24 protein-coding genes are annotated in these 22,113 nt (G+C 41.7%); 21 read left to right on the forward strand and 3 right to left on the reverse strand.

All coding sequences use genetic code 11. The features are described from left to right. The first annotated feature begins 296 nt into the window (after window positions 1-296). The 6 genes from FTU46_RS14865 (at window position 297) to urtE (ending at window position 7,003) form a co-directional block, all read left to right on the forward strand. Window positions 297-1,064 carry an alpha/beta fold hydrolase gene (locus tag FTU46_RS14865; RefSeq protein ID WP_005235551.1) on the forward strand — a complete coding sequence of 256 codons (768 nt, stop codon included), beginning with the start codon at window positions 297-299 and terminating at the stop codon, window positions 1,062-1,064. Between the two features lie 317 nt (window positions 1,065-1,381). Beyond that, on the forward strand, window positions 1,382-2,668 hold the full coding sequence (urtA, locus tag FTU46_RS14870) for an urea ABC transporter substrate-binding protein (protein ID WP_180105245.1): 1,287 nt from the start codon (window positions 1,382-1,384) through the stop codon (window positions 2,666-2,668). A gap of 94 nt (window positions 2,669-2,762) precedes the next feature. Continuing rightward, the gene (gene urtB, locus FTU46_RS14875; protein ID WP_180105246.1) at window positions 2,763-4,400 is read left to right on the forward strand and encodes an urea ABC transporter permease subunit UrtB; all 1,638 of its coding nucleotides are present in this window, start codon (window positions 2,763-2,765) and stop codon (window positions 4,398-4,400) included. A 4-nt stretch (window positions 4,401-4,404) separates the two neighbouring features. Further along, a complete protein-coding gene (urtC, locus tag FTU46_RS14880; RefSeq protein WP_034705328.1) occupies window positions 4,405-5,478 on the forward strand; it encodes an urea ABC transporter permease subunit UrtC in 1,074 nt (357 codons plus the stop codon). Continuing rightward, window positions 5,475-6,293, forward strand: coding sequence for an urea ABC transporter ATP-binding protein UrtD (gene urtD, locus FTU46_RS14885; RefSeq protein WP_159123015.1), 819 nt, complete (start codon window positions 5,475-5,477; stop codon window positions 6,291-6,293). The genes urtC and urtD overlap by 4 nt, the downstream gene beginning before the upstream one ends. Before the next feature lie 11 nt (window positions 6,294-6,304). Then, complete coding sequence (urtE, locus tag FTU46_RS14890; protein ID WP_034705325.1) at window positions 6,305-7,003, forward strand: urea ABC transporter ATP-binding subunit UrtE; 699 nt, start codon at window positions 6,305-6,307, stop codon at window positions 7,001-7,003. A gap of 61 nt (window positions 7,004-7,064) precedes the next feature. Here urtE and FTU46_RS14895 read toward each other — a convergent pair whose 3' ends face one another. Next, window positions 7,065-7,769 carry a phospholipase D family protein gene (locus FTU46_RS14895; RefSeq protein ID WP_004785869.1) on the reverse strand — a complete coding sequence of 235 codons (705 nt, stop codon included), beginning with the start codon at window positions 7,767-7,769 and terminating at the stop codon, window positions 7,065-7,067. Window positions 7,770-8,018: 249 nt separating this feature from the next. Between FTU46_RS14895 and ureE the strand changes: the two genes are divergently transcribed. The 14 genes from ureE to FTU46_RS14965 all read left to right on the forward strand — a co-directional run bounded on the left by ureE (window position 8,019) and on the right by FTU46_RS14965 (window position 19,126). Continuing rightward, window positions 8,019-8,501 carry an urease accessory protein UreE gene (gene ureE, locus FTU46_RS14900; RefSeq protein WP_180105247.1) on the forward strand — a complete coding sequence of 161 codons (483 nt, stop codon included), beginning with the start codon at window positions 8,019-8,021 and terminating at the stop codon, window positions 8,499-8,501. Continuing rightward, a complete protein-coding gene (locus tag FTU46_RS14905; protein WP_179992536.1) occupies window positions 8,488-9,153 on the forward strand; it encodes an urease accessory protein UreF in 666 nt (221 codons plus the stop codon). Before ureE ends, FTU46_RS14905 begins: the two co-directional genes overlap by 14 nt. Before the next feature lie 81 nt (window positions 9,154-9,234). Beyond that, entirely contained in the window at window positions 9,235-9,849 is a 615-nt protein-coding gene (gene ureG, locus FTU46_RS14910; RefSeq protein ID WP_004785864.1) for an urease accessory protein UreG, read from the forward strand. Window positions 9,850-9,862: 13 nt separating this feature from the next. Then, window positions 9,863-10,429 carry a HupE/UreJ family protein gene (locus FTU46_RS14915; RefSeq protein WP_005235567.1) on the forward strand — a complete coding sequence of 189 codons (567 nt, stop codon included), beginning with the start codon at window positions 9,863-9,865 and terminating at the stop codon, window positions 10,427-10,429. A 43-nt stretch (window positions 10,430-10,472) separates the two neighbouring features. Beyond that, window positions 10,473-11,348, forward strand: coding sequence for an urease accessory protein UreD (locus FTU46_RS14920; RefSeq protein ID WP_125278698.1), 876 nt, complete (start codon window positions 10,473-10,475; stop codon window positions 11,346-11,348). 160 nt (window positions 11,349-11,508) lie between these two features. Next, window positions 11,509-11,811 (forward strand): urease subunit gamma, encoded by a 303-nt coding sequence (gene ureA / locus FTU46_RS14925; RefSeq protein WP_004785859.1) that lies wholly within the window; start codon window positions 11,509-11,511, stop codon window positions 11,809-11,811. 9 nt (window positions 11,812-11,820) lie between these two features. Next, entirely contained in the window at window positions 11,821-12,132 is a 312-nt protein-coding gene (locus FTU46_RS14930) for an urease subunit beta (protein ID WP_004785857.1), read from the forward strand. Window positions 12,133-12,165: 33 nt separating this feature from the next. Further along, the gene (ureC, locus tag FTU46_RS14935; RefSeq protein WP_180105248.1) at window positions 12,166-13,866 is read left to right on the forward strand and encodes an urease subunit alpha; all 1,701 of its coding nucleotides are present in this window, start codon (window positions 12,166-12,168) and stop codon (window positions 13,864-13,866) included. 109 nt (window positions 13,867-13,975) lie between these two features. Then, window positions 13,976-14,848, forward strand: coding sequence for a DUF2971 domain-containing protein (locus FTU46_RS14940; protein ID WP_180001964.1), 873 nt, complete (start codon window positions 13,976-13,978; stop codon window positions 14,846-14,848). Between the two features lie 125 nt (window positions 14,849-14,973). Continuing rightward, window positions 14,974-15,939 carry an allantoinase PuuE gene (puuE, locus tag FTU46_RS14945; protein WP_180001965.1) on the forward strand — a complete coding sequence of 322 codons (966 nt, stop codon included), beginning with the start codon at window positions 14,974-14,976 and terminating at the stop codon, window positions 15,937-15,939. Window positions 15,940-16,080: 141 nt separating this feature from the next. Then, complete coding sequence (uraD, locus tag FTU46_RS14950; RefSeq protein WP_175967567.1) at window positions 16,081-16,584, forward strand: 2-oxo-4-hydroxy-4-carboxy-5-ureidoimidazoline decarboxylase; 504 nt, start codon at window positions 16,081-16,083, stop codon at window positions 16,582-16,584. Further along, on the forward strand, window positions 16,581-16,901 hold the full coding sequence (uraH, locus tag FTU46_RS14955; RefSeq protein WP_005235589.1) for a hydroxyisourate hydrolase: 321 nt from the start codon (window positions 16,581-16,583) through the stop codon (window positions 16,899-16,901). Before uraD ends, uraH begins: the two co-directional genes overlap by 4 nt. Before the next feature lie 34 nt (window positions 16,902-16,935). Beyond that, window positions 16,936-18,291, forward strand: coding sequence for a nucleobase:cation symporter-2 family protein (locus FTU46_RS14960; protein WP_180105249.1), 1,356 nt, complete (start codon window positions 16,936-16,938; stop codon window positions 18,289-18,291). 121 nt (window positions 18,292-18,412) lie between these two features. Then, the gene (locus FTU46_RS14965) at window positions 18,413-19,126 is read left to right on the forward strand and encodes an outer membrane protein OmpK (protein WP_180012320.1); all 714 of its coding nucleotides are present in this window, start codon (window positions 18,413-18,415) and stop codon (window positions 19,124-19,126) included. Window positions 19,127-19,181: 55 nt separating this feature from the next. On the opposite strand, the gene FTU46_RS14970 is transcribed toward FTU46_RS14965, so the two are convergent. Beyond that, window positions 19,182-19,679, reverse strand: a complete 498-nt coding sequence (locus tag FTU46_RS14970) for an ureidoglycolate lyase (RefSeq protein ID WP_180105250.1) — start codon at window positions 19,677-19,679, stop codon at window positions 19,182-19,184. A 12-nt stretch (window positions 19,680-19,691) separates the two neighbouring features. Beyond that, window positions 19,692-20,696 carry an allantoicase gene (alc, locus tag FTU46_RS14975; RefSeq protein WP_180105251.1) on the reverse strand — a complete coding sequence of 335 codons (1,005 nt, stop codon included), beginning with the start codon at window positions 20,694-20,696 and terminating at the stop codon, window positions 19,692-19,694. Between the two features lie 213 nt (window positions 20,697-20,909). Here alc and hpxO point away from each other — a divergent pair, with 213 nt between their 5' ends. Next, on the forward strand, window positions 20,910-22,067 hold the full coding sequence (hpxO, locus tag FTU46_RS14980; RefSeq protein WP_180105252.1) for an FAD-dependent urate hydroxylase HpxO: 1,158 nt from the start codon (window positions 20,910-20,912) through the stop codon (window positions 22,065-22,067). The last annotated feature ends 46 nt before the right edge of the window (window positions 22,068-22,113 follow it).

A 22,113-nucleotide genomic window follows, 5' to 3' on the forward strand; every position in this document is an offset into this window, starting at 1 on the left:
TTTCAACTTTTGCCAGTGTTGATCTGTCAGCATGGTACGAGGCATAGCGAATAGTAAAATTGGGTTTGGCGATTTGATTTTACTACTTCGCTATTTTTTTAAGCTAAAAGTGTCAACACACCCTAATGATCTAGTGTGACACTCAATTATGAGCAGATCTTACAATTTAGCCTAAGCAGATTTTATTTCAATCAAAATAGCCTAAGCAAAATTTTAAATTATGTCATTGGCAATTGATTAACTTCCAATATAACTCCACTATTAACACCTAACATAGGAAATCACGGAATTCTCAAATGATCCTGAATTATCAAATACAAACCCATGAAACATCAACTTTAGCCCCAATGGTATTTATTCACGGTTTATTTGGTAGTTTAAGTAATTTAGGTATGTTAGCCCGACATTTTTCAGAGCAGGCAACTACGATTCAAATTGATGTCAGAAATCATGGTTTATCTGGCCATTCTGATGAAGTGAATTATCAAATCATGGCCGAAGATATTTTAGAAACTTTAGCCAGTTTAAATATTAAAAAATTTATTGCAGTCGGGCATTCAATGGGCGGAAAAATTGCCATGAAGCTGGCAGACCTGGCGTCTGATCTGATTGAAAAACTGGTTGTATTAGATATCACGCCAATTCAATATCAAGAAAATCATCATTCTGAAATATTTAAAGCCTTGTTTGCAGTCCAACAGGCGCAAGTCGCTTCACGAAATGAAGCAGCAAAAATTATGCGTGAATATATTCAAGAGGAAATGGTCATCCAGTTTCTTTTAAAATCATTTAATAAAGGGCAGTGGTTGTTTAATGTGCAAGCACTGTTTGATCATTATGAAGATATTACTGCTTGGAATAAGATAGAAAAAAATGAACTTCCAGCATTATTCTTAAGAGGTGGAAATTCATCGTATATCTCTACACCTGAACATTTTGAAGCCATCAATCAGCAGTTTGCTCATGCACAGGTTGAAGTGATTGAAAGTGCAGGGCACTGGCTACATGGTGAAAAGACGGCGGAAGTTTTGCAGCATATGCAAAATTTTATTGATGAAAAATAAATTATATTGATGAGCAGATGTATTTTCTGCTCATTTTATTTATGCATCATTAGTAAGCATTTTAATATTTTGATTTAAAAGGCTGCGCTATTTTGATGTGTTTTTAGGATAATTAATTGATTTTTCGCCTCAGAATTTATTTTCTATTTTAGGGCAACATGTATTTATTGGTGCAAAATTTAATCTCTATTTTTATTTTAAATAGATAATCATAATGAAATTCAGTGGGTTAAAATTATAAATTAAAAGTGGCACAGTATTTGAATAGCTTCTCTCAAATTTTCTAAAAAAGCCTAACTAAGGTTGGAGAGAAGTACATGAAAGTCGAACAAAAAAAGTTTTCTAAAAATTTAATTGTTGCTGCAATGTTGGGAATACTGACTTTAACAGGTTGTTCAAAGTCGCCTGAAGATAAAACGGCCGCTACCTCTGAGCCGAAAGCAGCTGCAACAAGTGGGGAAACTATTAAAGTTGGTATTTTGCATTCTTTATCTGGCACGATGGCCATTTCTGAAACTTCATTAAAAGACACCGCATTGATGGCGATTAATGAAATCAATGCCAATGGGGGTGTTTTAGGTAAAAAGCTTGAACCGGTTATCGTTGATCCAGCATCTGACTGGCCACTATTTGCTGAAAAAGCACGTCAGCTCATCACTCAAGATAAAGTTGCGGTCATCTTTGGTTGCTGGACTTCAGTATCACGTAAATCAGTATTGCCAGTGGTTGAAGAGTTAAACGGCTTATTGTTCTATCCAGTCCAATACGAAGGTCAGGAACAGTCTAAAAATATTTTCTATACCGGTGCTGCGCCTAACCAGCAAGCGATTCCTGCTGTTGAATATCTGATGAGTGAAGAAGGCGGTAAAGCAGAACGCTTTGTCTTATTAGGTACAGACTATGTTTACCCACGTACGACTAACAAAATTCTCCGTGCTTTCCTGAAATCTAAAGGCGTCGCTGATGCTGACATCATGGAAGAGTACACACCATTTGGTCATAGTAATTATCAAACCATTGTCGGCAATGTGAAAAAATTTGCTGCAGGCAAAAAGACTGCGGTGATCTCAACCATCAACGGCGATTCAAACGTACCGTTCTATCGTGAATTGGGTAACCAGGGCATTAAAGCTTCTGATATTCCAGTTATGGCATTCTCTGTAGGTGAAGAAGAGCTTCGTGGTATTGATACAAAACCATTGGTTGGTCATTTAGCGGCATGGAACTACTTCATGTCCGTGAAAAATCCGAAAAATACCGAATTCAGCGGCAAGATGAAACAGTATGCTGTGGAATACAAATTGCCGAATGCAGACAAGTTTGTGACCAATGACCCGATGGAAGCGACTTATGTGGGTATCAATATGTGGAAACAGGCGGTAGAAAAAGCCGGTTCTACTGAGGTGGATAAAGTTCGTGAAGCAATGGCAGGTCAGGCTTTTGATGCACCATCTGGCTATCAGTTACAAATGGATGCTAATAACCATCATTTACATAAGCCGGTGATGATTGGTCAGATTCGTGGTGATGGTCAGTTTGATGTGGTTTATAAGACACCGAAAACCATCGCTGCTGAGCCATGGAGCCCATACATTCCTAAATAATTTCCTCCAAAGCCTGCTGCTCCGGCAGTAGGCCTTTCTGGTTTTTCATCTCCCGGACGGGACAGCGTTAAATATATAAATAGGGAGGGCACTCATGTCCACTCGCCTAAATCTCGCGGCCATTTTTTTAATTTTGAGTCAGTGTTTGTGTCTCAATATGGTGCATGCGGAAACTCAATCTAGCGAAACAACCGTATCGCAATCATCTCAACAGTCACTTGATGCTATTCAGCAGTTTGTTCGTGGGGACTTTGCCACTCGTCGTGCTTTATTAAACCAGTGGCCTGCCAGTGTTGAACAACTTGATCAGCTGGCAGAGTTTGTTGAAAAAGATCAGCTTTATACTGACAGTTCAGGCAATACTTATATTCTGGAAGCAGAAGACAAACTGGTTAGCTATCCTGACGGAAAAACCGTGGAAACCTGGCCATCTGATTTATCGCAAATTACGCTGGTAAATACCTTAAATAAAGCACTGACCTTTGGTTTAGCAAAAAAGAAATTAAATTCAGAAGAAGCCTCTCAGCGACTTGAGGCGATTGATATTCTGGAAAATAACTTGTCCGAACTTGATGCTAAAGCCATCAATCAGATGTATTTAAATGAAAAAAACAATACGGTTAAATCACGTTTTGCCCAGTTAAAAGCACGTCTGGATTATCAATCTGAAAATGTCCTGACCAAAATAGAAGCGGCAAAAGTTTTAAAAGATTCCAACAGACCAGACGTTCTTGCACTGGTTCAAAATGAACTGGCTCAGCCAAATCTGCATCCTGATTTAAAAGCAGCGCTGGTCGATGCCAGAAGTAGTATCAAAACCCGAATTCAGGCCAGTGAATGGGCTGGACATGTATTTTCCGGTTTAAGTACTGCCAGTATTTTATTGCTTGCGGCTTTAGGATTAGCCATTACATATGGCTTGCTTGGTGTCATTAATATGGCGCATGGCGAGCTGATCATGATCGGGGCGTATACCACTTATGTAGTGCAAAGTTTCTTTAAATCGCATTTTAGTGGTTTGGTAGATTGGTATCTGATCACAGCGATTCCTGCGGCATTTATTGTCAGTGCAGCGATTGGCATGCTGATCGAACGTACCGTGATTCGTCCTTTATATGGCCGTCAACTGGAAACCTTATTGGCAACCTTTGGGGTGAGCCTGATCCTGATGCAAGTGGTGCGGATGATCTTTGGGGCACAAAATGTCGAAGTTTCTAACATTTCATGGCTTTCAGGCGGGATCTCGATTACTCCAAGCCTGATGCTGCCTTATAACCGTATCGCAATTATTGTCTTTACTGTAGCTGTCTTACTGTTGCTGGTTTATCTACTGAATAAAACCCGTTTTGGTTTATTTGTCCGTGCCGTAACGCAAAACCGTCAAATGGCTCGTGCTGTCGGTATCCGATCCAGCCGGATTGACATGATGGCATTTGGTCTGGGTTCAGGTCTTGCCGGTCTTGCCGGCTGTGCCTTGGCTCAAGTGGGTAATGTTGGGCCAGATTTGGGCCAGAACTACATTATCGATGCTTTCCTTGTGGTTGTTGTCGGTGGTGTTGGTCAAGTATGGGGTGCAGTTCTTGCCGCTTTGGGACTAGGTGTCAGTGGAACCGTACTGGAAATTGGTATGGGTGCAGTATTGGCGAAAATTATTCTCTTGGTTCTTGTGATTTTGTTTATTCAGAAACGCCCACAAGGTTTGTTTGCCATTAAAGGACGCTTTGTGGAGTAAGCCTATGAAAATCACATCATTACTTTCAGATAAACCTTATAGCGCACTCGCAATTGCGATCTGTTTTGTTATTTTACTGGCCTTGCCATGGCTGCATTTATTGCCAGCGGATTCAAGCCTGCATCTGTCTGCTTATTGGGTCACTTTGATCGGCAAGATCATGTGCTTGGCGTTGGTGGCTTTAGCACTTGATCTGGTCTGGGGCTATGCCGGTATTTTAAGTTTAGGTCATGGCCTGTACTTTGCCTTGGGTGGTTATGCCTTTGGGATGTATCTAATGCGTCAATCAGCAGGTGATGGTTTGCCTGACTTTATGCGTTTTCTGAGCTGGACTGAATTACCCTGGTTTTGGGTGGGGACTAATCATTTCTGGTGGGCCATGATACTTGTGGTCTTGGTACCAGGACTAATTGCCTTTATTTTCGGCTTCTTTGCTTTCCGCTCAAAAATCAAAGGCGTTTACTTCTCGATTATTACTCAGGCGATGACTTTTGCGGCAGCACTTTTATTCTTCCGCAATGAAACAGGCTTTGGCGGGAATAACGGTTTTACCGGTTTCAAAACCATTTTAGGCATGGACATCACATCAGCACCGATGCGTGCCAGCCTATGTTTTATCACGGCTCTGGTGTTATTGCTGTGCTTTGTTGGTCTACGCCATTTAATGAATAAACCTTATGGTCGTGTGCTTGGCGCGATTCGTGATAGTGAAAACCGTCTGCAATATTTAGGTTACCGCACCTTATGGTACAAGCTTTCAGCCTGGGTATTATCTGCTGTGATTGCAGGTATCGCTGGTGCACTGTATGTACCACAAGCCGGGATTATTAATCCGAGCGAAATGAATCCGGTGAACTCGATTGAAATGGCAGTCTGGGTAGCGGCTGGCGGTCGCGGTACCTTGATCGGTCCGATCCTGGGTGCAGGCTTAATTAATGCAGTTAAAACTTACTTTACTGTGGCCTATCCAGAAGCCTGGTTATTAATTCTGGGGGCATTATTTATTGTGGTCACCATCTTCCTGCCTAAAGGCGTGATTGGATTATTTGACCGTTTTAAAAAGGAGCGTAGCGAATGAGTGAAATTTTACAACCTCATGGCGGCCATGCTTCTGAAGGCTATGGCCGACCAAAAGAGCAAGGGCCAGATTTTAGCCATGGGATCGCACTTTATCTGGAAAAAGTCAGTGTCTGGTTTGATGCTTTCCGTGCCTTAAATGATTTATCGCTGTATATCGAAGAAGGTGAATTGCGCTGCATCATTGGGCCAAACGGCGCGGGTAAAACCACGTTGATGGATGTCATTACCGGGAAAACCCGTCCTACTGAAGGTTCTGCATTTTTTGGCCAAACCTATAATCTGGCGAAAATGAGTACTGAAGAAATTGCAGAAGCTGGCATCGGGCGTAAATTCCAGAAACCAACGGTGTTTGAAAATTTCACCGTGATGGAAAATTTGCTCTTGGCTGCACCTAAAGATAAACGTGTTAAAAAAAGCTTTTTCAGCAAGCTCGATCCGGATGCACAAAATGCGCTGGATGAATCCTTACAGCAAATCCGCTTGCAGGATTTTATTCACAAACCTGCAGGACTTTTATCTCACGGTCAGAAACAATGGCTTGAGATCGGCATGTTACTCATGCAACGTCCAAAACTCATTTTACTGGATGAGCCAGTGGCAGGGATGACCGATGCCGAAACCGAACGGACTGCTGAACTGTGTCTGGAACTGAAAAAGAATCATACGCTGGTGGTCATCGAACACGATATGAGCTTCATCGATACCATTAGTGAAAAAGTAACGGTGCTGGCACAAGGGGCGATTCTGGCTGAGGGCACATTGGCAGAAGTACAGGCCAATGAAGAGGTCATTGAAAAGTATCTTGGACGTTAAGGGGCTGACTGATGCTAGAAGTTAAAGATGTAAATCAGTTTTATGGCGGTAGTCACATTTTACGTGATGTGTCTTTCAATGCGCCTGTCGGTGAGTGCTCAGTGGTTTTGGGTCGTAACGGTGTTGGTAAAACGACATTACTGAAATGTCTGATGGGGATATTGCCCATCAAATCAGGTCAGATCCTTTTAGATGGCAAAGATATTGCCAAACTGAGTCCTGAACAGCGAGTACGGGCAGGTTTGGCTTATGTGCCACAAGGACGAGATATCTTTTCAACCCTAACAGTAGAAGAAAATATTTTGATTGGCATGGCGAAATTTAAAGGAGCCAAAACCCGTAAAGTTCCGGAACATCTTTATGAGATTTTTCCGGTATTAGAAGAAATGAAGTATCGACGCGGCGGTGATTTGTCCGGTGGCCAACAACAGCAACTGGCCATTGCCCGCGCATTGGCATCTGAACCGCGTGTGCTCATTTTAGATGAACCAACTGAAGGAATTCAGCCATCTATCATTAAAGACATTGGTCGGGTAATTCGTAAGTTGGCTGATGGCGGTGAAATGGCAATTGTTCTGGTGGAACAGTTCTATGACTTTGCTGAAGAACTGGCAGATGGTTATACCGTCATGGCACGTGGGCAAGTGATTGCTCAAGGTATTGGAAGCGAAATGCCAGAAAAAGGTATTCGGGATCTGGTGGCAATTTAGTCATACTGCTTTTAAAGCCTCCCTTTTACAAAGGGAGGTTTGGAGGGATTTATAAATATAATTAAATCTCTGTATTCTCACTCCATAAAAAATACATGCCATATTGTCCAGTTCGGAATTCTCCACCTGCAGATTTACCTTCATCTGTTAAAAAATGCTTTCCATTTTCATTGAGTGTTAGATAACCTTTGGCAATCAATTTCTCAAAAGTGTCTGCTGTTTTTAAGCCTAGTTTTGCTGCAAGCTTCGCTGTGGTCAGCTTCGTGAACGCTGTATTTTCTTCTGATTTATTCTCTTCAGTTGGGATGGTCTCTGCTTTTACCTCATCTAAAGTAATACGGACTTCATCACTAATTCGAATAATCCGTTGTGCTTCTTCATAAGCTTCTTTAAATACATCATTATCTTCGTACTTGCGGATTAGAATCCCCATTTCATTGTTATTCACTTGGCTAAATTCATAGAGATTCAAGCTTGAAATGATGCACTCTGATTCATTCAAATAGCATTTTGCATGTAGATTTTTACAAAAACTTAGACGCACATAATCCAGTTTTTGCATCCATTTAATTTCATCAGGATGCAGATCACTTTTACCGTAAACAATACGGATATCAATTTTTAGCCGATCTTTGTCTTCCAATAGCTCTTTAATACGATCATTGAGACGCAAATATGGGCTAATTAAAATTAGACGTTCTTTGGCATTTTTAATGAGTTCTTCTAAAAAGAAATTTGTGCCGCTTGTATTTAAGAATTTTGCCATTTATCTCTCATATTCTTATTTAATAATTGTAGAGATATTAGCTTAAATTTTTGAATCAAGAAAATAATTTAACTTACGGATTAGCTCAACAAAAAAAATTGAGATTTTATCTTTCATTCAATTTTAGATCTTTTAACAAACCAAGTTGGCACGATAACTGCTTTATTTTGATGCAAATTTTAAATGCTAAAAATTATTTGGTTTCAATTTGGAACAAATACAGGATTTATCAGCATCAGTAGGGTAGTTATGAAAATTTATACGCAACGTTTGGAAAACATTGCACCAGAAAGTGATTTTGAGTCTCTTGAACTCACATTCGATACACGACAAAAGAGCCGTTTTCGTGCAACTTTAAAAAATGGTGTCGATATTGGTGCAGATTTACCACGTACAGGAATTTTGCGTAGTGGTTCTTTTATAGCAACTGAACAGGGCGACATTCTTCGGGTCGATGCGAAGCCTGAAAAATTGATTCAGGTGACTACGGACAATAGCTTTGACTTATTAAAAGCAGCCTATCATCTGGGGAATCGTCATGTTCCTCTAATGCTCACACCTACTGCATTGTACTTTGAACCAGATCATGTACTGGCTGAAATGGTGCAAGGTTTAGGTCTTGAAGTTCAGGAAGTCATGTATCCATTTGAACCTGAAAGTGGTGCTTATGCACAGCATCAGCATGACCACCGTTTAAGCCCAATCAAGGCTTTACATCATGTCCATCACTAATGCGTCTCAACTGCTCAGCTTGCTGACTTTATCTTCAACGGCATTGCCGATTGGAGCGTACTGCTATTCACAAGGGGTGGAAAGTGCCATCGAAAAAGGCATGGTACATGATGAAGCCTCCTGTGTGAGCTATTTCCAAGAAGTATTGGAAATGCTGTTGGTGCGTTTTGAGCTTCCGGTACTCAAGCGTCTGGTAGAGACTTTTGATGATGCAGAACAGTTTCAGTATTGGGCAGAACTGTATCGGGCCAGCCGAGAATCCAAAGAATTACTGGCTGAATCACAGCAGTTGGCATTTTCCTTGAATGCATGGATTAGAGATGTGTTAAAGCAGCCGCCGAGCGTAAAAAAGCAATTAGGGTTTGTGCCGGTGTATGCACATTTATGTGGTGAGCTGGGTTTAGATCTTGCCGATGTATTAACTGCTTATAGCTTTACGGTTTTGGAAAATCAGGTGCTGGCAGCAGTAAAAACCATTCCACTCGGGCAAATGAGCGGGCAGCGGATTATTTGGCAATTACATCAGGAAATTCCTGAAGCTGTACAGGCTGCATTAGCTTTGAACGATTATGAAATCAGCAGCGCATTGCCGCAATATGCCATGTTGAGCATGTCGCATGAAACCCAGTATTCACGCTTATTTCGGTCGTAATCTTCAGACCAGAGCAGCAGTAAAAAGATTGAAAAGCATCATTAAAACTGGTGCCAAGAAATTGTAAAAAAGGAAATCAACATGTCAGAACGTAGTCCATTACGCGTTGGAATTGGTGGTCCGGTTGGATCAGGTAAAACGGCTTTAACCCTGAATTTATGTCTTGCACTGCGTGAAAAATACAATATGGCAGTGGTGACCAATGACATCTACACCAAAGAAGACTCGAACTTTTTAACCCGTCATGAAGCGATGTCGCCAGACCGTATCGTGGGTGTAGAAACAGGTGGTTGCCCACATACTGCGATTCGTGAAGATGCGTCCATTAACCTAGCTGCGATTGATGATTTGTGTGAAAAGTTTGATGGGCTGGAGCTGATCATTATTGAAAGTGGTGGCGATAACCTTGCGGCAACCTTTAGCCCGGAATTATCTGATCTCACTTTATACGTGATCGATGTTGCCGGTGGCGAGAAAATTCCACGTAAAGGTGGTCCTGGAATTACCAAGTCGGATTTGCTGATTATCAATAAAACAGATTTGGCGCCAATGGTCGGTGCCAGCCTGGAGGTGATGGATCAGGACGCGAAGCGGATGCGTGGCGATAAACCATTTTTATTTTCTAATATGAAAACACAAGATGGCTTGAACGAGATTATCAGCTTTATCGAAAAACAAGGTTTATTTAAGTCTTAAGGGGAAATTCATCATGCGTCTATTCAAACAGTTACTGGTCGCAGGTATTGCTGCTTTACCTATGTTGGCAATGGCTCACGCGGGACATGACCATCACAATGGATTCTGGTCTGGCTTTGTCCATCCTTTTACCGGTTTAGATCACCTGATGATGGCAATTGCTTTTGGTGTATTGATGTGGACTACAAATCAGCGCTGGAAAATCACGGGTCTCATCGGTCTTGCAGTAGCGATGGTTGCAGGCTTTGTGCTCGGTAGCAAGGGTCTGCTTTCAACTTCACTGGCTGAGTCAGGCATCATCGCTTCACTGGTTATTTTAGCTGTTGCGCTATGGACTAAATCGAATAAGGTTTTGCCTGTCGCTGCAATTTTATTGGCCAGCTTCCACGGCGTGGCGCATGGAAGTGAATTGGGACAAGGCGGACATGTATCCCTATTAATTGTTGGCATGGTTTCAGCAATGGCTTTGATTTATGGTGCAGGCTTGGCTCTGGGTGCATTCGTAAAAAAATATGTGCCTTATGGCAAGCAGATCGTTGGTGGTCTAGCTGCAGTTGTTGCTGTCATTGGCCTGGCTTAATGCCTGGAAAATCATTTTCAGATGAAATTGAGTTGATTTGTTGATGCATGAACTGGCAGAAAAAAGCACACAGCAGAACTTATGGTATGCACGTCTGGAAATGGGATTTCAGGCGCAGCAACAGACTACGCGAACCATTTTGCAGCAGCGCAAGCATCATGGTCCGGTACGCATCCAGAAAATGTTATGGCCTGAATCTAACGGAATCTGTCATGCCATTATCGTGCATCCGCCAGCAGGGATTGCCGGTGGGGATCATCTCACTTTTGATATGCAGGTAGATGCCAATGCTCATGCCTTGGTGACCACACCAGGCGCAGGTAAATGGTACAGAACCAATGGCAAGCAGGCTTTTCAGCATATTCACATCCGTTTAAATGACAATGCGATTTTCGAATGGCTACCTCAAGAAACCATGCTATTTGATGGGGCTAATGCCAGTTCCGAAACAATCGTCCATTTAGATGCAGCAGCCAGTTTTATTGGTTGGGATATGCTGGTGATCGGCCGTCAGGCACGAGATGAACAGTTTGCACAGGGGGCTTATCAAAACCGTTTTCAGCTTTGGCGTAAAGACAAATTGCTGGTTGCAGACACCTTGAATTTTAAGGGCAATGACCGCTGGCTCAGTTCATGTCTAGGTATGAATGGACATGCGGTGATGGGTAGCTTCTGGGCTGTACCGCCTGAAAAATATCGCGCGAGTTTTTATCTGGAACAGCATCTCGATTTAATTCGTGAGCTTATTATGCGGATGGATGTACCGATTACCTTGACTTTGCTTGGCGATGTAATTAGTGCACGTTTTCTGGGAGATGATGTCCGTCAATGCCATGATGGTTTTGCTGCAATTCGCGCTCGATTAAGACGTTACTGGTTCGGTCTGGATGAGGCATTTCCGAGGATTTGGCGGACGTAATCCTTTAATTCCCTCTCCTTATAGGAGAGGGTTAGGGAGAGGTGATTAAACATTTATTAAAACCCTCCCTCTAACTCCCTCCCAAAGGGAGAGAACACCAAATATCGAATCTTGCACATATTTTGCTTAGAAATACATATATATCAATGAGGAACCAGTTATGGAACTCAATCCTACAGAAAAAGATAAACTGCTGATTTTTACTGCGGGTCTGGTGGCAGAGCGTCGTAAAGCTCGTGGTTTAAAACTGAATTATCCAGAAGCCATTGCCTATATTTCTGCGGCATTGCTTGAAGGTGCGCGTGATGGCATGACGGTCAGTGAGTTGATGCATTACGGTACGACTTTACTGACACGTGATGATGTCATGGAAGGCATTCCGGAAATGATTGCAGAAGTGCAGGTCGAGGCAACCTTTCCAGATGGATCAAAGCTGGTCACTGTCCATCAACCGATCGTATAGGAGCAGCATATGATTCCAGGGGAAATTTTTACACCTGAGAGCGATATTGAAATGAATGTTGGTCGGGAAATTTTGAAGGTGACTGTTGCTAATATCGGTGATCGACCGATTCAGGTCGGATCACATTTCCATTTTGCCGAAGCAAATGATGCCTTGCAGTTTGATCGTGAGCTGGCCAAAGGCTTTCGCTTAAATATTGCTGCCGGTACGGCGATTCGTTTTGAGCCAGGGCAAAAACGTGATGTGGAATTGGTTGCACTAGCAGGTAAACGTGAGGTTTACGGTTTCGCCGGGCGAATCATGGGCAAGCTCGATTCATAAAAATTGCAGCAGAATTATAAAGGTTTATAAATCATGAAAATGTCACGTCGTGCTTATGCCGAAATGTTTGGACCGACTGTAGGAGATCGTGTTCGTCTAGCTGATACTGAATTATTCATTGAAGTCGAACAGGATTTCACCACTTATGGTGAAGAAGTTAAATTTGGTGGCGGCAAGGTCATTCGTGATGGTATGGGTCAATCACAACTTTTGTCATCTGAAGTGGCTGACACTGTCATTACAAATGCGCTGATTGTCGACTGGTGGGGCATTGTTAAAGCAGATATAGGCTTAAAAAATGGTCGAATCTGGAAAATCGGTAAAGCCGGTAATCCGGATATTCAGCCAAATATTACTATTCCACTTGGCGCGGCTACAGAAGTCATTGCTGGCGAAGGACAAATATTGACCGCTGGCGGAATTGATACCCATATTCACTGGATCTGCCCGCAGCAAGTTGAAACGGCACTGATGTCTGGTACAACCACGATGGTCGGCGGCGGTACAGGTCCGGCAGCTGGAACTTCTGCGACAACCGTGACTCCAGGGCCTTGGCATATTGCCACAATGCTACAAGCGATTGATGATTTACCAATGAATATTGGTTTATTGGGTAAAGGTAACTTGAGCCAGCCAGAGCCAATTGCAGAACAAATTAAAGCTGGTGTAGTGGGTTTAAAATTGCATGAAGATTGGGGCTCGACACCAGCAGCGATTGATAACTGTCTGACTGTGGCCGACCAGTACGATGTGCAGGTCGCGATTCACACTGACACACTAAACGAAAGTGGCTTTCTAGAAGAAACTTTAGCAGCTTTTAAAAATCGAACCATTCATACTTATCATACTGAAGGTGCAGGTGGCGGACATGCACCGGACATTCTAAAAGCCATTGGTCAACCGAATGTATTGCCATCTTCAACTAATCCAACTCGTCCATATACCGTCAATACCATCGATGAACATTTAGACATGTTGATGGTCTGTCACCATTTAGATCCAGCGATTGCAGAAGATGTGGCCTTTGCAGAAAGCCGTATCCGACGCGAAACCATTGCTGCAGAAGATATATTGCAGGATATGGGTGCGATTGCCATGATGTCATCAGACTCTCAGGCGATGGGTCGTGTGGGTGAAGTAATTTTACGGACTTGGCAAACGGCGCATAAAATGAAAGTGCAACGTGGGCCTTTGGAAGGTGATACAGCCTATAGGGACAATAATCGGGTTAAACGTTATATCGCCAAATATACGATTAATCCTGCAATTACTCACGGTTTAAGCCATGAAATTGGCTCTGTTGAAGAAGGTAAGTTAGCTGATCTGGTATTGTGGAAACCTGCATTCTTTGGGGTGAAACCATCCATGATTATCAAAGGTGGGATGATTGCAGCAGCGCCGATGGGTGATATTAATGCTTCTATTCCAACGCCACAGCCTGTGCATTATCGTCCAATGTTTGGGGCTTATCCGCGTGGAGTGCATAACACCTGTATTACGTTCTTGTCGCAAGTCGCAATTGAGAATGGCGTACATGAAAAATTAGGTCTGAAAAAGTTGATTTCACCCTGTAAGGCGACGCGCCAAGTAACCAAACAGGACATGAAACATAATAGTTACTGTCCTGTGATGGAAGTGCACCCAGAAACTTATGAGGTTCGTGCTGATGGTGTACATTTGACCTGTGAGCCAGCAGAAGTGCTGCCGATGGCGCAGAGGTATTTCTTGTTTTAATTGCTTCTAAAATTCCTCTCAAAAGAGGGATTTTTTTTCAAAGTATATTTGAGTTATATAATTTAATCTTTAGTGTTAATTTATCAAGACTAAAAAAATTGATTTTATTATGAACTTAGAAAAAATTTTACATGTACTTATGCAAGAAGTCTCAAGACCAGATTATTTAAGGCAATTTGAAAATATTAAATGTGATGATCAGTATTATTATCTCTATAAGCATTTAAGCTTTGATCCAAAGCTTCAAGTGTTAAATTTATTTAAAAAACTTCAATTAAAGTTTACCCATCCTGATAATTTTAATGATCCATATGATTGTATGGCATCTATTGAATTCAATAATGCGCCGAATGATGTTAAAGAAATTCTACATCAACATTTCTCTACAGCTATAAAAGCAAAGCTGAGTGTAACTTGTTTTAATAATAATCCATTAAATATGCTTATGTGGTCTCATTATGCTCAAAGCCATAAAGGTTTTTTAGTTGAATTTAAAATCCCACATCCTAATCCTAAAGCTATGGTACATGAGGTATTTAATGTCCAAGCTGTAAAATATCAGAATGAATTTCCAAAAATTCCTTTAGATATATCAAATCCATTAGCAATGTTTGATGTAGCAAATGGAGCAAAATTGCTGGATTTCGTTACGAATCAATATTTAATAAAATCAACAGATTGGTCATATGAAAATGAATTTAGAACATTAGCACATGATTATGACTCTAGTAATTTTAATTCACTGTTAAAAGAAATTCCTGCAACTTATATATCTTCAGTGATTTTGGGGGCAAAGCTCACTAATCATGACCCAAATAAAATGGCTTTAATTGAATCAATTAATTATTTTAATAAATACTATCAACAAGATATTAAAGTTTATGAGGCTGTTCTAAAACCTAATAGTTTTAAAATCACTGTTCCTAATCACCCAATTCTAGATAAAAATACTAAAACTTTAGCAGCATTTTTATCTAATTAAACTTGTGGAATGATAAGAAATATTAGGAATATTTTTAAATTTCATAGATGTTCTATTATGGCGCATAAATTGCTTGTCACGCTTAAATAATTTTACTGTTTGATATAACACATCAAGGATTAAACGTGACCAGTACCTATTTACGCGGACAAGAACTCATAGATCAAATTCGAAACCAGCCTTATTCACGTGACTTGATTGGCTATCATGGCGATGTACCAAAAGTAGAATGGCCTAATCAGGCCCGTGTCGCAGTTCAGTTTGTACTGAATTATGAAGAAGGTGGTGAAAACCACGTTGAACATGGTGATGCCGGTTCAGAACAGTTTCTATCTGACATTATTGGCGCAGCCAGCTTTCCAGACAAACACATGTCGATGGATTCCATGTATGAATATGGCTCACGTGCAGGTTTCTGGCGCATTCATAACGAGTTTAAAAAGCGTAATCTGCCGATGACTATTTTTGGGGTTGGGATGGCTTTAATCCGCAACCCTTATATAGTCGAAGCGATTAAAGAAGCCAATTATGATGTAGTGTCACATGGTCAGCGCTGGGTGCATTATCAGGACATGCCAATTGAGCTTGAACGCCAATATATGGATCAGGCGATTAGCGTACTGGAAACCCTGTTCGGCAAAGCACCGACTGGCTGGTATACCGGTCGTGATAGTCCAAATACCCGTCAATTACTGGCTGAATTTCCTCAGATTCAATATGACTGCGACAACTATGGAGATGACTTGCCATTCTGGAGCACATTGACCAATCAGGCAGGTGAAACACGCCCTCATTTGATCATCCCCTATACTTTAGAAAGCAACGATATGAAATTTAGTTCACCAGGCGGCTTTAATAGCGGGGAACAATTCTATCAATATTTAAAAGATGCCTTTGATGTGCTCTATGCTGAAGGTGAAACTGAACCAAAAATGCTATCGATCGGGATGCATTGTCGTATTTTAGGGCGGCCAGGACGCTTTAAAGCCCTACAAAAGTTCCTCGATTATGTGCAAGGTCATAAAAAAGTCTGGATTTGCCGACGGGGTGATATTGCAACGCATTGGTATAAATATCACGCACCAAAATGAAAAAAATATATTAAAAAAGAGAACCTTGAGTTCTCTTTTCTGCTTTATATATTATATAAAAATACAAGATCAAAAAGATTTGGCACTGTTATTGCAAAACCTGTACTGAACAAAAAATGAATATCATCAGGCGATTTAATAGTGCAACTCGTTGAATTTAATCAGGCATCTCCAGAAGAGGCCATTACGTTTTTAAAGCACTGTGTGCAAATACCGAGCTGGTCGACCCAGATTGAAGCAAAGCGTCCTTATGCATCTGTTGAAGATATATTGAATATAGCCAGACAACAGGCTGCAACCTGGACCTGGGACGAAATCAAAGCAGCTTTGGATAATCATCCACGTATTGGTGAAAAAAAGGCACAGGCTGAATTAAGCGAAGTTGAAAAAAACTTTTCCAATCGTGAACAGGCTGCGATAACTCAGGACGAAGCAACTCAGCAAGCTTTGCTAGAAGGCAATATCGCTTATGAAAAAAAATACGGTTATATCTTCCTGATTAAAGCGGCTGGTCTAAATAGCCAAGAAGTGCTGAATGCCTTGAAAGATCGTTTAGCTAATGATCCGGAAACTGAAAAAGGTATTGTTCATACGCAACTGGCGGAAATCGCTTTATTAAGACTGTCACAGGAGCTGCAAGCATGATCAGCACTCATATCTTAGATACGCATCTCGGCAAACCTGCAGCACATGTTTTAATCAAACTCTTTGATGAAGAAGGTGAATTACTCGGAAAAGCATTTACCAATGCAGATGGTCGAGTCACAGATTTTGGTTTAACCGAATTTGAGGAAGGTAAATACAGTCTTGAATTTGCTACTTCTGATTATTTTGAAGGCTTAGGTCTAGAAACTTTCTTTCCTAAAGCAGTCATTCATTTTCAGGTGAAAGATGCCTCTCAGCACTTTCATATTCCTTTACTGATCAGCCCATTCGCGTACTCCACATATCGCGGAAGCTGATTTTTTTATTCAAGCTTTCAGGGAGAGAAAAAGAATGACAGAACAAAGCACAAACATTTCACCAGAACATGAATATCTGGGCGCAGGCAAAAGTGCAGCCTATGGCTTGCAACATGTATTGACCATGTACGGTGGTATTATCGCACCACCACTCATTGTGGGTACTGCCGCAGGTTTGGAAGCTACACAAATCGGTTTATTGATTGCGGCTGCATTGTTTGTTGGCGGTCTGGCTACGATTTTACAAACCATTGGAGTGAAATATATCGGGGCTAAATTGCCACTGGTACAAGGGGTTTCCTTTGCGGGTGTGGCGACGATGGTGGCGATTGTAACTACAGGTGGCGGCTTATCAGCTGTTTATGGTGCAGTCATCATAGCTTCATTAATTGGTTTCTTCCTTGCGCCTTATTTTTCTAGAATTATCCGTTTTTTCCCGCCAGTCGTGACCGGCTGTGTGATCACGATTATCGGTTTATCACTTTTACCCGTAGCCGTTCGCTGGATGATGGGGGGCAATAAAAATGCACCTGAATGGGGAAGTGTAGAAAATATCAGTTTGGCCGTGATGACCTTGGCCATTGTGATCTGTCTAAACTTGAGTAGAAATGCCTCGATTCGTCGCCTGTCTATTTTATTGGCGATCGTATTGGGTTCAATGCTGGCTTATCTGTTTGGTTTTGGCGATTTTAGTAAAGTCGGCCATGGTGCATGGGTACAATTTCCGAGTTTCTTTGCTTTCGGCATGCCAACTTTTGAACTCAGTGCAATCATTTCCATGCTGATCGTGACGCTGGTGATTATGACTGAAACAACAGCTGATATTATTGCTGTGGGTGAAATTGTTGGAACCAAAGTAGATTCAGAACGTATTTCCAATGGTCTGCGTGCAGATATGTTCTCAAGTGCAGTTGCACCGATTTTTGGTTCATTCATGCAAAGTGCTTTTGCACAGAACGTCGGGCTGGTAGCCATTACCGGGATTAAAAGCCGTTTTGTGGTCGCTGCTGGCGGTATGATTTTAGTGGTTTTGGGATTACTTCCAATTATGGGCCGACTAATCGCCGCAATTCCGGTTCCGGTACTTGGTGGTGCAGGATTGGTGCTATTTGGTACAGTGGCTGCAAGCGGCATCCGAACTCTGGCAAAAATTGATTATAACGAGCAAAAGAATTTGATTATTGTTGCAACTTCAATTGCAGCCGGCATGATCCCGATTATTGACTATTCTTTCTATGCTAATTTTCCAAAATGGTTTCAAACCCTATTTCATTCTGGCATCAGTTCAACCTGTTTAATGGCGATCCTTTTAAACATTCTGTTTAATCATCTGCAAATGTTCAAGTCGAAAACAGAGGTTCCGGAAAAGATTGCAGAAACGCTGCATTAAAGTATGATTTCCTCCATATGCCCATGCCAGTCATGGGCTTTTTTATCAAAAATTAAAAAAGTTGGCTTTGTTCTTGCTTAATCCAGAATGAGATTTTTAATTCCATTGGGGAACCTTATTTATGAAATTTACTCAAGTTGCTGCTGCAACATTACTTGCATGGGGTGCAGCATCTGCACAGGCAAAACCAGTCTGGCAGGATTTTAGCGTTACTGGGCTTTATGGGGAAAACTATGAAGTTGTAGATAAAAAACAGGCAACCCTAACTGTTGAATACGCTGCAAAAGTTAAATATGCAGATGTCTTCTTTTTCATTGACCGTATGCGTGGTTCCGATGATATTAAATCAAGCTATTTTGAATTTTCACCACGTTTAAGTCTGGGTGAAGTTTCAGGTCAAAAGCTGGCATTCGGTCCAGTGAAAGATGTGCTGGTCGCAACGACTTGGGAAGGTGGTGAAGGTTTTGATAACTTCCTGTACGGTGTAGGTTTCGACCTGGCTATTCCAAAATTCAATTATGCCAGCGTGAATCTTTATCGTGTAAATAATGAAAATATGGAAGATGACTATCAGCTTACCTTGACTTATGGTGTGCCATTTAAACTGGGTACAGAAGAATTCCTGGTAGATGGCTTCCTGGACTGGTCAACTGCTGAAGATGATCATGCGAGCGAGATGAACTGGACGACTCAGTGGAAATGGAATGTCGGTAAGCATATTTCTCCTGATACCAATTTATATCTCGGTATTGAGCATTCGGTTTGGAATAACAAATACGGTATTCCGGATGCGGATGAAAATAACGTGAGTGCTTTAGTGAAATATCATTTCTAAATACAATAAATAAGAAATTTAAAAGCCCTTATTGATAAGGGCTTTTTTAATGGGCTTAATTTTCGATAAAGATCTTTTCAGGAAAAGTATAAACATCACAGTTTGGACCAGTACCGATCCGATCGATTACCACGAAATCACTTGGAGCTTCAAAGGTCAGCAAAGGATGATGCCAGGTACCGGCACGGTAATTTACACTTTGTGTACCATTACTGATAAAAGCCTGAATTTGACTGAGATCAGGCTTTTCATGATCCAGATTAGGCGCAACCACAATTAGAAATTTCTGGCCCTGCATCGGGATGAACGCTTGTGAACCGACAGGGTGACGTTCCAGTATTTCGATTGCAAAGGGAATGGCTGTAGTCTGAATATTTCTAAAAATACTTAGACCAACTTTAGCATCTGTTTCAGCAACCGCCAGAGCATGATAACGCTCGGTCTGCTGATCATTAATATGGAAAAAATCATTGCCTTCGCAGGCAATGACCTCGCCATAAGGCAAGAAACTTTCAGCAGTTAAGGGCTGTATTTTTATGGTTTGCATGCTCATAGATATAATTACTCAGGCAACTTTTCCCCACAGTCGAATCCGGCTAATGCCACCATCCGGAATCATGTTCACCCGAATATGAGAAATTTTTCCCTGTTTTAAGATTTCCTCAACAAAGCTATGAATATGATCCATCTGCATCTCTTGTGCTTCAAGCAGGAATGGCCAGAACATACTTTGCGGAATTAACTGCTGGTCAGTCGCATCTTCAATATAAATCGCTTGGATAGAGACTTGAGCAGGAAAGTTACCTTTAAAATGCGCGGTATCAATCTCAATTTTTTCAATCTGACCACTCTGACCCAGAGCCAAGATACACCAGTCAAAGCCGGGTGCACGACGGCGCTTGGTTTCCCAGCCATCACCCATATTGATGCCACGCCCCGGATTAATCAGATTACGTGGATGACCAAAGTGCGCATCACTATAGGCAATGACACGACCGCCATTTTCCAGAGCGACCAGATCAATCACCTGATTGCTGTCCTGAACCTGAATTTTTACTTCACCATAGACTTTAAAGCGAGCTACACCCCCGTCAGGGAAAATATTTAGGCGTACATGTGTAAAGACTTCGTCTGAATCAATATTAAAAATATGATGCTGGCTCGGACCTAATATACTGTTTGGTAAAATTGAGTGCCAGGTTGCGGTGCTTAAGTCACCATTTGGTGCATAGCAGGCTTCAACTGCAGCAGAAGCTGGATAGTTTCCGGTAAAGAATGTGGTATCAATATCTAGTGCTTTGATGGTTCCAGCTACCCCCAGTTTGACAATCGCCCAGTCATAGCCGGCATGACGCTTGCGGCGGGTTTCCCAGCCGTCCATCCATTTGCCATGATCATCAAATTTATCTTCAACAAAAATTGGTGCATCAAATTGCAACATTCGTTTTGCTTCAGCAAAAAAATCATCTGAATATTCAAGAATTTCTGCACCAATCCGGCTATCAGCCAGGTTGGTAAGCTGCTGGATATGCGCAGGGATCTCGAAAATGGGTGCAAATAATATTGCCATAACTATGTTCCATTCAAATTATGTTTAACGTGAATCTAATTTTTTATAAAAGTCTGTAATTCTGCTGAAAGACCTTATAAAAACAGGTTTTTAATGAATAGATGAATGCACGGCTTGTGCCAACTTTTGAGAAAAATCAGTGCATTATTTTCGAAATGGCACGCTTTTAGCTACACAGGGGGGAAGAAACACAATTTTGAGAGGAGCAAATAGATGGAGATTACAATTATTGGTGCAGGGATGGGGGGATTGACCACAGGAATTGCACTAAAAAAGTTTGGACATAAAGTCACCATCTATGAACAGGCAGAAAAGATTTTACCGGTGGGCGCGGCGATTTCACTTTGGTCAAATGGGGTAAAATGTTTGAATTATCTGGGCTTAACTGAACAGGTCGCCAAGCTCGGTGGTCAGATGGATCAGCTGGCTTATATTGATGGCTTGACCGGCGACACCATGACCCAGTTCAGTTTATTGCCATTAATTGAAGAAGTGGGACAACGTCCATATCCGGTGGCACGTGCTGATTTACAGAACATGCTGATGGACGAGTTTGGCCGTGAAGATATTCAGCTTGGCAAGAAAATGGTTGAGCTACAAGAACAGGAAGACGGTGTTCTGGTTAAATTTGCGGATGGTACAGAAATCAAAACAGACCTATTGATTGGTGCAGATGGTACCCATTCCATTACCCGTGCCTATGTACTGGGTGAACAGGTTTCTCGTCGCTATGCCGGTTATGTCAACTGGAATGGTCTGGTAGAAATTTCAGAAAAGCTTACTCCGGCAGATCAATGGACCACATTTGTCGAGCAAGGTAAGCGTGTTTCGCTAATGCCTGTGGCAGACGGAAAATTCTATTTCTTCTTTGATGTACCGTTGCCAGTTGGTTTAGAAAATAATCGGGCAGAGTATAAAGCCTTATTGAAACAGTATTTTGAAGGCTGGTGTGCGCCGGTTCAGCATCTGATTGACGCGCTGGATGAACAGAAAACCAATCGGGTTGAAATTCATGATATTGAACCGTTTGCCCAGTTCTATAAAGGTCGTGTCGTAATTGTTGGTGATGCCGCACATAGCACCACACCGGATATTGGTCAGGGGGGTTGCCAGGCCATGGAAGATGCGATCTATCTAGCTCGATCTTTACAGATTAATACGCTGGGTCTGGAAGATGCCTTAAAACGCTATCAGAACAAACGCAATGAGCGTGCCAATGAGCTGGTCTTGCGTGCACGTAAACGCTGTGATGTGACACATATGAAAGATGAAGCCGTGACCAAAGAATGGTATGAAGAACTGCGTAAAGAGCAGGGACCGCATATCATGAAAGGGATTATCAGTAATATTATTGGCAATCCTTTAGATTAATTCTGCGTTTAATCTCTTGGCAAAAAGCCCTTCATATCGAAGGGCT

This window comes from Acinetobacter sp. YH12108 (assembly GCF_013419055.1).
GTDB lineage: Bacteria > Pseudomonadota > Gammaproteobacteria > Pseudomonadales > Moraxellaceae > Acinetobacter.

What these genes read in the sequence shown, in the direction of transcription:
- urtD (WP_159123015.1), top strand. Translation starts at nt 5,475, where the DNA reads ATGAGTGAAATTTTACAACCTCATGGCGGCCATGCTTCTGAAGGCTAT.
- FTU46_RS14970 (WP_180105250.1), bottom strand. Translation starts at nt 19,679, where the DNA reads ATGAGCATGCAAACCATAAAAATACAGCCCTTAACTGCTGAAAGTTTC.
- ureG (WP_004785864.1), top strand. Translation starts at nt 9,235, where the DNA reads ATGTCAGAACGTAGTCCATTACGCGTTGGAATTGGTGGTCCGGTTGGA.
- urtB (WP_180105246.1), top strand. Translation starts at nt 2,763, where the DNA reads ATGTCCACTCGCCTAAATCTCGCGGCCATTTTTTTAATTTTGAGTCAG.
- FTU46_RS14920 (WP_125278698.1), top strand. Translation starts at nt 10,473, where the DNA reads ATGCATGAACTGGCAGAAAAAAGCACACAGCAGAACTTATGGTATGCA.
- urtE (WP_034705325.1), top strand. Translation starts at nt 6,305, where the DNA reads ATGCTAGAAGTTAAAGATGTAAATCAGTTTTATGGCGGTAGTCACATT.
- urtA (WP_180105245.1), top strand. Translation starts at nt 1,382, where the DNA reads ATGAAAGTCGAACAAAAAAAGTTTTCTAAAAATTTAATTGTTGCTGCA.
- FTU46_RS14965 (WP_180012320.1), top strand. Translation starts at nt 18,413, where the DNA reads ATGAAATTTACTCAAGTTGCTGCTGCAACATTACTTGCATGGGGTGCA.
- ureE (WP_180105247.1), top strand. Translation starts at nt 8,019, where the DNA reads ATGAAAATTTATACGCAACGTTTGGAAAACATTGCACCAGAAAGTGAT.
- FTU46_RS14915 (WP_005235567.1), top strand. Translation starts at nt 9,863, where the DNA reads ATGCGTCTATTCAAACAGTTACTGGTCGCAGGTATTGCTGCTTTACCT.
- FTU46_RS14930 (WP_004785857.1), top strand. Translation starts at nt 11,821, where the DNA reads ATGATTCCAGGGGAAATTTTTACACCTGAGAGCGATATTGAAATGAAT.
- alc (WP_180105251.1), bottom strand. Translation starts at nt 20,696, where the DNA reads ATGGCAATATTATTTGCACCCATTTTCGAGATCCCTGCGCATATCCAG.
- FTU46_RS14960 (WP_180105249.1), top strand. Translation starts at nt 16,936, where the DNA reads ATGACAGAACAAAGCACAAACATTTCACCAGAACATGAATATCTGGGC.
- ureC (WP_180105248.1), top strand. Translation starts at nt 12,166, where the DNA reads ATGAAAATGTCACGTCGTGCTTATGCCGAAATGTTTGGACCGACTGTA.
- FTU46_RS14940 (WP_180001964.1), top strand. Translation starts at nt 13,976, where the DNA reads ATGAACTTAGAAAAAATTTTACATGTACTTATGCAAGAAGTCTCAAGA.
- FTU46_RS14865 (WP_005235551.1), top strand. Translation starts at nt 297, where the DNA reads ATGATCCTGAATTATCAAATACAAACCCATGAAACATCAACTTTAGCC.
- hpxO (WP_180105252.1), top strand. Translation starts at nt 20,910, where the DNA reads ATGGAGATTACAATTATTGGTGCAGGGATGGGGGGATTGACCACAGGA.
- FTU46_RS14905 (WP_179992536.1), top strand. Translation starts at nt 8,488, where the DNA reads ATGTCCATCACTAATGCGTCTCAACTGCTCAGCTTGCTGACTTTATCT.
- FTU46_RS14895 (WP_004785869.1), bottom strand. Translation starts at nt 7,769, where the DNA reads ATGGCAAAATTCTTAAATACAAGCGGCACAAATTTCTTTTTAGAAGAA.
- uraH (WP_005235589.1), top strand. Translation starts at nt 16,581, where the DNA reads ATGATCAGCACTCATATCTTAGATACGCATCTCGGCAAACCTGCAGCA.
- ureA (WP_004785859.1), top strand. Translation starts at nt 11,509, where the DNA reads ATGGAACTCAATCCTACAGAAAAAGATAAACTGCTGATTTTTACTGCG.
- urtC (WP_034705328.1), top strand. Translation starts at nt 4,405, where the DNA reads ATGAAAATCACATCATTACTTTCAGATAAACCTTATAGCGCACTCGCA.